At 47.2% G+C, this 12,304-nt stretch carries 10 protein-coding genes; 6 read left to right on the plus strand and 4 right to left on the minus strand.

Annotated features, from left to right (window positions below; genetic code table 11):
* Window positions 1–121 precede the first annotated feature (121 nt).
* Window positions 122–1,378 carry a restriction endonuclease gene (locus ACZ5ZZ_RS18055; RefSeq protein ID WP_464142453.1) on the plus strand — a complete coding sequence of 419 codons (1,257 nt, stop codon included), beginning with the start codon at window positions 122–124 and terminating at the stop codon, window positions 1,376–1,378.
* 38 nt (window positions 1,379–1,416) lie between these two features.
* Here ACZ5ZZ_RS18055 and ACZ5ZZ_RS18060 read toward each other — a convergent pair whose 3' ends face one another.
* The 3 genes from ACZ5ZZ_RS18060 to ACZ5ZZ_RS18070 all read right to left on the minus strand — a co-directional run bounded on the left by ACZ5ZZ_RS18060 (window position 1,417) and on the right by ACZ5ZZ_RS18070 (window position 6,348).
* Entirely contained in the window at window positions 1,417–3,174 is a 1,758-nt protein-coding gene (locus tag ACZ5ZZ_RS18060) for a hypothetical protein (protein WP_464142456.1), read from the minus strand.
* Complete coding sequence (locus ACZ5ZZ_RS18065; protein ID WP_464142458.1) at window positions 3,174–5,267, minus strand: hypothetical protein; 2,094 nt, start codon at window positions 5,265–5,267, stop codon at window positions 3,174–3,176. The genes ACZ5ZZ_RS18060 and ACZ5ZZ_RS18065 overlap by 1 nt, the downstream gene beginning before the upstream one ends.
* A gap of 763 nt (window positions 5,268–6,030) precedes the next feature.
* Entirely contained in the window at window positions 6,031–6,348 is a 318-nt protein-coding gene (locus ACZ5ZZ_RS18070; protein ID WP_464142460.1) for a hypothetical protein, read from the minus strand.
* 233 nt (window positions 6,349–6,581) lie between these two features.
* Here ACZ5ZZ_RS18070 and ACZ5ZZ_RS18075 point away from each other — a divergent pair, with 233 nt between their 5' ends.
* The 5 genes from ACZ5ZZ_RS18075 (at window position 6,582) to ACZ5ZZ_RS18095 (ending at window position 10,481) form a co-directional block, all read left to right on the plus strand.
* The gene (locus tag ACZ5ZZ_RS18075; protein ID WP_464142462.1) at window positions 6,582–7,058 is read left to right on the plus strand and encodes a transglycosylase SLT domain-containing protein; all 477 of its coding nucleotides are present in this window, start codon (window positions 6,582–6,584) and stop codon (window positions 7,056–7,058) included.
* 139 nt (window positions 7,059–7,197) lie between these two features.
* Window positions 7,198–8,367 (plus strand): AAA family ATPase, encoded by a 1,170-nt coding sequence (locus tag ACZ5ZZ_RS18080; RefSeq protein WP_464142464.1) that lies wholly within the window; start codon window positions 7,198–7,200, stop codon window positions 8,365–8,367.
* 135 nt (window positions 8,368–8,502) lie between these two features.
* A complete protein-coding gene (locus tag ACZ5ZZ_RS18085) occupies window positions 8,503–9,207 on the plus strand; it encodes a hypothetical protein (RefSeq protein WP_464142466.1) in 705 nt (234 codons plus the stop codon).
* Between the two features lies 1 nt (window position 9,208).
* Window positions 9,209–9,745: a hypothetical protein gene (locus ACZ5ZZ_RS18090; protein ID WP_464142468.1), complete on the plus strand. Its 537-nt coding sequence runs from the start codon at window positions 9,209–9,211 to the stop codon at window positions 9,743–9,745.
* Window positions 9,720–10,481: a DUF2227 family putative metal-binding protein gene (locus ACZ5ZZ_RS18095; RefSeq protein ID WP_464142470.1), complete on the plus strand. Its 762-nt coding sequence runs from the start codon at window positions 9,720–9,722 to the stop codon at window positions 10,479–10,481. Before ACZ5ZZ_RS18090 ends, ACZ5ZZ_RS18095 begins: the two co-directional genes overlap by 26 nt.
* Here the strand turns inward: ACZ5ZZ_RS18095 and ACZ5ZZ_RS18100 are convergent, their stop codons facing one another.
* The gene (locus tag ACZ5ZZ_RS18100; RefSeq protein WP_464142472.1) at window positions 10,482–12,284 is read right to left on the minus strand and encodes a hypothetical protein; all 1,803 of its coding nucleotides are present in this window, start codon (window positions 12,282–12,284) and stop codon (window positions 10,482–10,484) included.
* Window positions 12,285–12,304: the final 20 nt, after the last annotated feature.

The following is a 12,304-nucleotide window of genomic DNA, read 5'->3' on the forward strand; positions in this document are numbered from 1 at the left end:
CGCTCGGTGAAGAAATTCCATGGTCCAAGTTATCGAAATGTCTCACTTTGACGCGATATTTCGTTTTTATATGGATATACCGTAAAAGGTATATTATATTGAAAGCATACCTGGAGGCCCTATGACTTCAACAACTGCAACAAACTCGGCAATTGGAAAGCTTATCGGCGCGATTCTTACTTTAATTGGAAGAGTTGTGTTCACCAAGCATGGCATCATGACGATCGGCACCATGGTGCTATTCTCTCTTGCGAGCTCTTATTTGTACCCCTTCGTTGTTGTGGCGTTGGCTCTGGCTGCTCTGGCTTTGACTCCCGGCATTTACGTTCTTCCGGTAGTGGCCACAGTGGTTATGTTCAAATTCCTCTCCTTTGAGCTTATCGGTGTCGGCCAGCCTTTGGCGACCTTCTATGTGGCGCACCCAATGATGAGCACGTTGGAGTACTGGATCTATTCTGGCCCATTTATATTTGCTTCTGTGGTTTCCTATTTTGCATTTCACCTGATCTATAAGACAAAGAATAGTGATGCTGGTCAAAAGATCGCTGATGGTCTTCGTGTGTGGGCAATTATCGCTGTTGCCATGATGCAGGTTTACAGTGTTTACAATTTACGCGGGCTTCGTTCAGAGTTGCCAGAAGTGACGAAAAAAGGCGCAGTTTACGCTAAGGCCGGTAAATACGAGAAGAATTTGAGCAAATGGAGCAGCACTGATAAGAGATTGGTCCAAAAGCACCTTAAAGTCACCAAAGACATCCTTGTCGGATTTTCAGGAGTGGCAGCACTTTCTGGAATTGCGGCAGCGGTTGCACTTGCGGCTTTCCGTAGAAAAGATTGGTCAATTGATCTTGCAAAGGTTGTTTCTCGAAAATCAGTGATCGTCCTTAAAGCAGTTGGTGGAAACATCAGTGTTCCAGTAAATAAGCACACCTTGGGTGCGCGTCATTGTGATAATTTTGAGTACGCCTCTGGCGAGATGTTGTCTCAAATTTACAAAGGCTCGTATCACCTGACCTCGGATTTGAAGAAGTGGGGCCGCCTTAAGAAAATTCAAGGCTTTGACCAGGGTGTTGACGTGCTGGTTTACGGTCAGAGTCTGATTGATCGTGAGCCGACTACTGCGGTCGTTCAAGCCAAATACTATTCAAAGCCTGTGGGCGTAGAAGCTATTGACCAACTTGTTCGTGGATATCACGTTTACCGTCAGGAAGGCATTGTCAAAACCAGCAAAGCTGAACTTGTCCTCATCACCAACAACACATTGACGCCAGCAGCGGAGCAAGCAGCTAAAGCCCAGGGTATCATCGTGTTTTCTGGTCAAAAAACGGTAGCTTGTATGAGAGATTTTAAAGTTGGCGAAGGAACAAGAGCTTCTTAAAAAGACACTATCTCTTTAGAGATGATGTCTTCAGGTCTCTATTTCTTTGCTTTCATTCTGATCGCAAGAGTCTCGGCGAGCGGTCTCTTGTACCGGGCAACCCCAAGCCTGTGGACCATATCTCTTGGGAAGACATAGTCTGAAATCATGGGATTCCCGGTCTCAGCAAGAGGCGAGAGGCTGAAGCTTTGCGTAAGCCCGCCCAACATTAAAGGCCCCTTCTCAAAGTTTACCGAATCGGGATTCTCATATTTTGGATAGAATCTGTTGAACTCCTCTAAAGAGGCGGGGGCAAGCAAATACTTGTGCGGATCTCCACTGAAGTTCTCCCCAATCTCGTAGCAAGAAAGGAATTGGAACCCCTTCTCTTTTCCTTCAGAACGCACTCTCACGAAGTTGCTTCTGATATCCTCCGGCAGAGAAGTAACATCAACGGGATTCACACAGTAGACATAGATTGCCTCATCAGTGCCCCTGGCAACAATGTGGATAGATTCGCCAGCAGCAGCTTTCTTTGCGGCGCCAGCCTTGCCGCCCGACCATTGGGTCCATGCTGAGTAAGCCTTCTCAAAAGGAGAAGACGTATCCTTTAGCATTGAGTGCGCTTTGACGAAGCTGATGCCTCTGTACTCGCCGTTTTGCGACTTGATCACGATTGCGCTGTACCCGTCCTTCTCGGCATACTTTGCAAGAGGGGCCAAGGCGAGAGGAGCGATAGAGTACGGCGTTATCTTTTCTTTTCCTTCCGCAATGTCGCGCAACTGCTTTGCGTGAGGGGCCAAGTAGTTCGTAGTTGAGCGGATCTTTACTTGAAGGTCGCCGGCCTTATCGTTGTTGCGAATGTTTTCGTCGAGAGCGCGTTGAGGATAAAAGGCTCCGGCCACTTTTATAGTTTTCCCCTCGAGGTCCTTCTTGTATTGATCAATGTATCTTTTGACCAGATCCTCTTTCCCTGAGCCGTTAAACAGCTTCGTCATGCTGGCGTCAAACGTGTCGTCCTTACCTGTTTTCAAAACTGCCTGAGCCTCAAGAGCCTTTCTGACCGCACCCTCAAAAGACGTGTCCAAGGTCTTGCCGTCGTCTGATAAGAGTCTCAGATTGTCGGATGGAAGATGAACATGGCGATGTTCTTCGGGCATATTGTGAGCCGAATTGACGAGAAACATGTTGGTTTCGTATTCCTCAGCGGCTTTATTCGCCATGATAATGTCAATTGGGTCAGCGTCTCTGACTCCCAGCCGAACGAAGGGCACGGCGATACCCAGATCGGTATCTTTGATGTAGTCATTTCGGTCTTTTTGCGCGACGTAGTTTTTGGATACGGCGTTTTTGATCACCTTCTGAACTTCATCAGCAAGATCATCCTGTTCAAGAATGTACCTCTCCATTTCAACAGGATTTAAGCTTTTCTCCATCCATTCAATAGTCTCGTCCAGCAACTTTTTTTCACGAGCATCAAAGAGATGGTCGTAAGTGCTGTGATAACGTATTCCGCGAATAGCTTCCATAGGGTAGTCGCCAGTTCCGGTCATAGCATTAGCGTAGTGAGCTTTTGTCAGTACCGCGCGGTAATGATCAACAGGAGTTTGTTCACGCCCTTCGTTGCACGCAATCTCTGCCGCCAACGTATCAATCTCATCATAAATTGGTTTTTTGACGAGAACACCGTGCATTTTTACTTCGCCGTTCACGATTTTCTTAAAGCATTCAGGTCCGTAGCCCCACTCGGCACCAACGTTGTTGGTGTTGTTTGGGTCAAATGGCCTGTTACAGAATAAGCATTTGCACGTACCCATTATTCATTCCCCTTATCATTATTCTCGTCACTCTCTTGAGTCTTGTTTTTGCTCGGCTTCTCGGAGCGATCATCGCCCTTGGAATTTTTCTTTTTCAGCTTTTCTTGCTGAACTTCGCTCTCAAGCTTGCCTTTATTCTGTCCATGGATGTGAAGATAGTCTTTTCCAATAGCTCTGGCGGTTGTTCCAGCGATATTGTCGGCTCTGTCAATAGCTCTGTCGAAGACATGATTCGCACCTTTGTCCCAGTTTGGAATTGTTTCGGCTGCCAGTTTCGCAGTTTCGGCTGCCACGCCGCCCGCGTACTTGGCAGTTTCTTTCGTAATTTTAGCAACAACTTTTGTCGCGCCCCAAGCTTTTTTCAGGACACTTTTTGTCTTGCTTACACCCTTTTCTTTATGGAGTCCTGCCTCGGAGACATCGCGTACTGCGTCGGCATCAATAACGCCGTCAGACCCAGCGTCACCGCCAACATCCCTTTCTGAGACATTGGTCAGAGTTTTTTCTTTTATCGGCGTCACATCAATGGTTACAGGATAACTCCCATTGTTTTCATCAGAACCAATATCTGAGAAGGACGCTTTGGGCTGCGAGGGGTCTTGAGAGTCGTTTGAAGATACGATCTTTTCAAGATCCTCTGATTTGTTATAAATCTTCTTTTTATCGGTAGGCTGAACATTCACTACCGGGGACGCAGAACCGCCGCCGCCGGAAGATGGGCCGGACGGCTGTTGAGGCGTTCCTGATGGTGCGGATGGTCCAGGTCCGTTACTGAATCCAGAATTACTGCCGCCATATGGAAGTTGAGCCGCAGGGGAGGACGAAGAGGTTAATCCGCCGAGTACGTTAGTCAACCCAGCTGCTCCCCCATACATGTTGGATGGACCATTCTGAGAATTGGTGAAAGCCGCCGCTGATGCAGGTCCGCCGCCAGAGAACTCAGACGAAGGATTGTTTGCAAACTTTCCTTTTACTTTATCAAAAAGACCAGCTCCAAGACTTCCGGCTTGGCCCATAATCTTTCCAATGATCGCTGACGCCGGGTTTGCAAGCAACATTCCAAGTCCCCAGCCACCTTTGACGATCTCACCCGGCAATTTTGTGAAGTTCTCAAGCGATAGATCCAAAATATCGCGGGCTACGCGAGGGATGAGCCAGATGCAGGCGATCTGTGCCGCAATCATAAACACAAGAAACCCGACTGTTACCAGCCTGAATGTCGTATCAGCTGCCACGTTGACACTGTAAGATTTCAACAAGGTGATCAACGAGCTGTAAATCATCGCCATTATTCCGAGCATGAAGATGTTTGCAGCATTAAAGAATGCACTGGCAAGGGGCACCTTGTACGCTCTCTTGATTTCGTCTCGGTACGATTCAAGAACCATGAATGAAACAATCAACTTAAAGCCAATCAGGGTCAAGGCGGCGTAGGCAGAAAAGATGATCATCGTGATGAAAACCAGGATCGCGCAAATAAGATCAACAATCGTAAAAGCGAACATCAAGAACCCGGAAGGAGTCACAAGCTTCCAGAAGCTTAACGGATTGTCAAAATCAATAGTGTTGGGCTCTGACCCAACGATATACTCAATCGCCTCTGTTCTGGCTTTCAAAAACTGCTGACGACCGTCTCCAGCGAAAAGGGCATTTGCAAGACCGTCAGCAAATGTTTTCGCAGCCTTAATGAAGTCTCCATCGAGATAGCCTGTGGATTCAGACTGGGTGTATGCTGAGAATTGTTGACCCAGGCCGGTGGCACGATACGCGCCAGAATCTACGCAAAAAGTCGCAAGAGAAGCGTAGATGCAGAGCTTTAACAACCCGGTGGCAACACGGTCCGTGCTTTCGAGTCCGTCATAAATCATTTTGCCGAAAGCAACGAGGCTTAGAACAAGAATCAATACTTTAAAATCAACGGCTGAAATGAGAGCGGATGATGACTTTAGGATCGAAGTGTACATGTCACTGGCAATCTTACTGGCAAGATCCTCAGCAGCTTCGGTTTCCTTCATGTTCGCAAAAGCGAGGGAGGGGAGGAGCATAACCCCGAACACCATCAGTGATTTAAAGAAATTCGCGAAGCTTTTCATGCACATCTCCTACGTTCTATAAATAGACTGAGGAGGCGCTGGGCGTGTGCTGGTTTATCCCTTTTGGGGTATATTTTCTGATATAGCCAGAAAGGTGGCATCCACACTTTTTCAGTGGACTGAGAGATTTACGGAGCTAGCCTATCAACCGTTCAGGAAACAGTTTTTGTCTTGATTCATTTTTTAAAGATCAGAACCACAAGATGTTCAATTTTATTTGACCCTAGCGGGTCTCTGTCCGGGGGCTCGGTCCGCCCCCGACCCTAACCCGGACCCAAAAGTCCAAGAATCTCTTAGAAATGAAGGCATGGGAGGGCAATTATCTTATAATAATAAGACAAAAATTGCGTTTTTAAAAAAGAGAAGTTTTTATCTTCTCCGCAATCTCTTGTTTCGCATCGAGCCGTTTAATCCTCTCCAAAGGCGACACTCGACGGTTAGCTTTCCCAACAGCGCGGTCCCTGTTCTTTGGACCAATGGGCGGCTCCACTTTGACCGGAGCTGGTACTCATCGACCTCCTTTTTAGGAGGGTGCGGGAGTCTGTATTAGGAAGGTGTTCTTGTAGCGCGAGTTTCACCTGGGCAACAGCAAACCCTTATCTTCGCGGCATGGATACATGCTTTGTGGACGGTAAATAGCCACCACACTGCCAGGATGAAAAAGCTCTTTATATTGGATATATTTTAAAAGGAATGTCGCTCGATAAGAGCGCTCTGATAAAAAAGAAAAAGCCAGGACATCATTTTCCCGGCTCCTCTAAAACTATGCTGCTGCTTCTTGGTATATGTTCACTTCTTGCAGATCTTCAAAAGCAACAACATCGTAACAAACGACAAGCTTGTGGTGACAGCCGTCCTTGATGATATTCATCACAGCTTTCGTCTCACTGTATATTTCCCACCCCCCACTGAGCTTAAGCTCGGTTTTGATGATCTCTAGGGCTTCATGCAGGTCTAAAAACTGATTCGCCGGTAAAAAATCCAGCTCAACATCCTTTTCCGCTTTTAGCGTTCCGTCGCTCATATCAGTTATCGTTCTGAATGCACCCTCAACTCTAAAGACCAATTCATCGCCCTTCACTGTACGTACCTCCTTAACGATGTGTTTTGTCGTTTCCGACTTTTTAAGTTTCCCAAAGCAATTTTACGTTACTGGAATATTAAATTCTCTCCATATTTGAATTCCGTATCAGTGTAAGAATCCCGATCTCGGTATATACAAATATAAACGTAGTATGTAATGTAAATGGCCCAATGTGATACGAAGCCACATTTGCGACGGTATATAACATGAAAACGGGATATACTGGGTTCATGAAAACAATCTTGATGCTTATAGCAATGTATTCGAACGCAAACGGCCTTGACCCTTACCTGGTAGCAGGACTGATCAAGACGGAGAGTAGTTTTAACACAAAAGCTGTCGGCGGTATTGGCGAAATTGGCTTAATGCAACTGCGCCCAGAATTTTTCGCTGAACCAGATCTTGGACCGATCTATAAAACAAAAACCCCCTCGTTCCTAAAAGGAACAATTGCGGAAATCAAAGAGAAAGACCTCTTTGATCCGGAAACAAACATCAGAAAGGGCACAGCCTTTTTGCGACAGCTTAAGAAGAGCTGCCCTTTCAAGGATGATGTCCAGTTTGTTATCTGTTTTAACCGTGGTGTCCGCGGGGCGAGAAACGTTAGCGTTCCCCAAGAGGACCCTTATTACAAGAAGGTATCGGCTAATCGCGAACACTTCAAAAGCCAAAATATTTTTACCGACACTGTTATCGGGAGTCTTTAAGTGTTTTGGTTTTTAAAGGATATTTTACCGGGATCTGAATATTTTCGTGTTCAGCATATATCCCGCAAATTGATGATGTTTCGAAATGATAATTGAGGATGTTTCGGTAAAAATGATCTCTTCGGGAGGGGGAGTTTTTATGGTTCAGTGTCATAAATGTGGTGAGCAAGTGGTTCTGGCAGCTCAGTTTAACGATGTGATCGTGTGTTCCGACTGTCTTGATAAGACGTCTGAGATGATCAGGAAAACGCTGAACCAAAACGGACTCACAGCAGGAGGCAATAGCAAGCAAGGGCCTCGCGTGTACTCGCCAAGTCAGATCATAGAGATGTTCAATCAAAGCGTTATTGGGCAAGATGAGGCCAAGGCCGCCCTGGCACTGGCGGTGTCAATGCACACCCGTGGCGCACGCGGGAACTACTCAAGCATGAAACACAACACCATCATCATGGGAAAGACCGGAAGTGGCAAAACTGAACTGGCCCGCGTTCTTGCCAGAAATCTTGAAGACTACCCAGTGATTCAGGTAGACGCTTCGAGCTGGTCTCCGACCGGATACGTGGGGCTTTCAGTCAGCTCCATGCTTTCCATGGCCTTGAACATGGCAAATGGCGACATCGAGAAAGCCGAGCGCTCGATCATTTTCATTGACGAGATTGACAAGATTGGCCGTTCAAAGACCTCGGACATGTTCAAGTCCGAGATGGTTCAGCAAGAACTTCTAAAGATCCTGGAGGGCGCCGAGATTCCCCTAATGGTCAAAACCGGCAACCAAAACGGAGACCGGGAGATCGTCTTCAACACGAAGAAAATTCTCTTTATCGGAGCGGGAGCTTTTGAGGGAATCGGAGAGATCTCCGGTCTGACAAACTCCAAACAGATTGATCTCGTTGGGGACTCTGACTCTAAGGAGTGGGAAGCGAAGCTCACCAAAGACCATATTGTGAAGTTCGGATTTACGCCGGAGTTCGTTGGAAGATTCACGACATTGACCAAAACAAACCCGATTACGAAAGAGATGATTCTGAACATCCTCAAATCCAGCGATCAATCGCCGGTGAAGTATTACAGGGATGTTCTCTGGGACGCGGACCGAGTGCGACTGTCTTTTGCCGACGAGGTTCTGGACTCTGTGAGCGAGAAGGCTATGAAGGAGTCTTTTGGAGTCAGATCCCTAAAGGAGGAGATTCTGAACCTTGTCAAACCTGTCATTATGGATATTGAAAAGTACCAGGAGAGCCAAGTCCTGATCACCATGAGCGGGCCGGTAATGCAAGAAATCGACAAAAAATCACTGCTCTCGGCATAAAGCTGATTACCTTTGTGATTTTGGATAGATAACAAAAGTTCGCGGGATGGCGCTCCTGTCCCGCGCAACGCCGTCACAAGGCACCCCTCCGGCTTCACTGATCTATTTATAGGGAAGTCGAAGCGGAGGTAAATAATGAAAAGTTCTATGGAAAGCGGGAAGGAAAGCAGTGGCGGCAGCGGCGCCCTTTTCGCCACCTTGTTCCCTTGGGCTGAACTTTTACTCATTGCTCTAAGCACAATTCCCTTGTCGAAATTTTTTCAGGCTCACAAACTGACGGTCGAACAAGCGTGGATCAAATCTGCTATGAAGAGGCACCTTGCAGCTGCGGCTTTGTTGTTGGCTCTAAATGCCGTAGCGGTCGGATATTTGATGGCCGATGTTGGAGCCGGCCCCTTCACAAAAAGCAAATCAACCTTCTCCATCAAAAGCGCACTAAAAATGAAGACCGGGAAGCTGAACTACAACAAGGTCCTGGAACACCCTGTATTCATTTTCTTTGTCGCGCAAGGATTCTTTGGCCTTCTTTTGAATTTTAGCCACCCTCTTATTGTTGAAAGAAGAAGGCTCAAGAAAGTCCTGGTCTGGAATGGTTTTGATCCATCAACAGCCAGCCAGGCCCTTTGGACTCCGTTTGGCGTGTATCTGAACATCACGGGAAAGGCGGCGAACGAGGTCGCAGCGAATAAAACAATTTGGGATACCCTGAACATGAACGTAACAAAGGATTCGTTTTTGGTGAACACGAGCGCAAGAACGAGGGTTTTCTTTAAGAACGAATTTGAGCTCGCTCCAACCTACAATTTCGAAGACGAAGCCAAGAGCATTTTCAAGGAGTGATATGAGAGCACAAGACGAACTTCAGGCACTTCTCCCGCACTGGGACATTACCGTTAAAGACAGCTCCGCCAATGGCCGCTTGCGCGCCAAGCTCTCTGGCGCCGAAACACTGTGTCTTGACCGCGGCCTGATTCAAGAAGCCGAGATCGCAAGAGATTCCGTTCTCTCTATAGTTGCTCGGGAGATCAGCGACGCGTACCCAGAACTTGTTAGCGAACTTGGGAGAAGGTTCACAGACAAGCACCTTGAAAATGTTGGTTACATCAAGGAGGCCGCGGAATACAGGGCTGTGAAAGAAAAGGTCTTGGCCAAGTCGTACGCTGAGGAGGGCATTGAGTTGAAATTTGATCGGGATGAGCGGATTGTCACGGCGGTATGGAAAGCTGCGATCGTAATCAACGGAGTTGTTTCAAATAGCACATCGCGATTTCTGTGTAGATCTTTTGAAAAGACAGCTCTTCAGGACGTACTCAGGGAGTTGATACCACAGGTTCGTTCGGGAAAGGTCTCCAGTGGAGAAATTCAAGAAGCGGCTTAAAAAGTACTATTTCCCTTATGGTGGGAACAATATCAGTAACGTTGCTGTTAACCACACGGCAACGCCCCTTTACTATGCTCTCATTTACATCATTCTTCACTTCTACTACAGGATGCCAAACTTTGGCCCAAGCGCTTTTACCGGAGCGGTAACCGTGAGCGCCATTTCGTCAGCGGTCTACATGTATTGCTCGGCCTTTTTCCAACCGGATCTTGATCATCCGGAGAATCGCCCAGGCAAGCACACATTTCCGTTTCCGTCCGCTATAAAAAATTTCGGATTTGGGCAGTATCTGAAGACGTTCGTTTCTCCGATAAATTTGCTCTGGAATGTATTGTGGCAACCATTCGCAAACACTCTGACCCACAGAGGTATTTCGCACTTGCCTATTCTGGGAGTGTGGTTGCGGATCTGGTATCTAATGGGAGTTGTTTTCTTGCTGGAGATGGTTTTGACTCCTGTCGGGCTTCGCGGAGCCATACCTGGCGTTTTCAAGGCGTGGTTGGCGAGCTTTTTTCCGTGGGAGAAGGGATTTGGGAGTCTCGGTTTTTATCTACTTTGCTTCCCAGTCTTCGTGAGTGACATCTTTCATTCGCTCGGTGATTACATCGAGTCCTATCTCAAAGGAACCTCTTATGTGCCACAAACGGCCAAGCGCGGGTACTTGGCCGTGATTTGGAAGAGGTCAAAAGGTGTTCCTGGAATGGTTCGTGAACACCTCGATTCATTGAAGTGACTATTCCTCTGGCTCGAACAATCCTTTTAGAGCTTGATCAATCTGGCCTGATGGCACGAGGAATGTGTCCAGCTCGTCTTTTAAGAAGTCGCGCTTATTGATCACGTCCTCAGCTCGCTGGCGAGACTTCTTTGGCAATTCGCCATCAAGAACTGCCTCTGCAAGAACTCGACCTTTTCGGACATTCTCGAGAATTTTCAGATCCTCTTCGCGTTCTTTTGCGGGCTTGGTTTTAGGCTTCTTTTTCGGTACGGCTTTTTCTTTTTCTGGCTCCACAGAATACTCTTCGGTCATCGGTCTTGTGACGGAAACCTTCGAGGAGAAGTCAAAATCCTTCGGCAGTTTGGTTGCGCGAGGTTTCTTCTCAGCTTTTGCCGGAGGCAGGTAATCCTCATCAAATTCATCATCGTACCCCTCGTCATCGTGATGCTCGTCATTGTTGGCCAGAAGTTTGTACATGCGAAGCGCCACATCGACCTTTCCGGTGTCGAGTTGCTCGCCAAAACGGATTAGGTCCTTGTGGTCGTAGATAAGGATACCAGCTTCGGTTGCGTCCTTGTAAATTCTTGCACTAAGCCCGTCCGCCAAACAGTACAAGACAGCGCCATTCGTCTTATTTTCCTTGATGGCTCTCACAAGATTCGCGATCGTTTTAAATCCGACTTTTCCAGTCTCGTAAGCGACACAGTAGCGCTTGTCTTCCTGGTCAGTAATGATTCCGCAGATGCCATATGGATCAATCTTCGAGTTGACCGATTCCCATGAATGTCCAAGTTTTTCGTGACAGATCTCCAGAACGATCTCTCCCTTATGGGACTCAATCGCCTCCGTCAATTCCGAAACACGCTTGTGACTGTACAGCTCCTTGCCGTCTTTTCCAGAAAGATACTTCTTGATCATTTCCGGCTTGAGATAGAAACACTCGGCGTTGAATGGCTTGGCGTACTTTTCAACGATTCGGCGACACTCAGATTGAGAAATGAAAGGGAATTGCACTTCTCCTTCCTCGTGGAAGCATCGGCCCTTTTGGTCCGTTCTCAAAAAAGCTGGTCGCAAATCACCCAAAACGTACTGCGCCTCGCCCTGAGAAACGCGGAAGATCAGTCTTTGAGTGAAAGAGTCACGTATCTCAGTTGGGACGTCGGATTTGGTACTTTTTTGTGAAGCGCCAATAATCCAGATGCCGAGAGAGCGCCCAATACGCATCAACTTAAAGAATTTTTCAGCGGACGTGTATTTCTTTTTGTAGTCTTTATCAAAGGCTAGGACGCCGTAAGGAATCGCGTGAAACTCCTCCATAAAAAGGACAATTCTTGCAATTTTCTTTCCTGTCAGACGCTCATAGGCAGGAAGATCGGGAACGTCGGCGTTGATGAACTCCTCTTGGCGAACTTGCGCCTCTGAGTACATCAGGTCAATCATTCTCTTGAGTCCTTCGTTGGCATTAAAACCCTTCTCATTGACCGAGGTGTAGACATTTGGAAGGTCGAAGAGGTGGGAGTAGTCGCCGGCACCCTTGATAACATCGGCGATAAAGATGATGGCGTGATCAGAGTTGGTAGCGGTGTATGTCGTCAAAGTAAAGCTTCCAGCCTTTGATTTACCTGAACCTGTCGTGCCGACGTACAGAGCGTGAGGCTCCTGCCCAAAATCTTTCAAAAGCCATGAGCCGCCATTTTGTTCACAAACACCAAGACAGAAGACGTCGCGAAACGTTTTACCGTCTTCAATTGCGTCTATATAGGATTTGGTGTCATAAATCTTCCGGCTCAGCGGAGGATAGAAAAGCGATGTCATGTCCATACTTGGTAAATAGCCAAATG

The sequence above is a fragment of the Bdellovibrio sp. HM001 genome, from assembly GCF_055397275.1.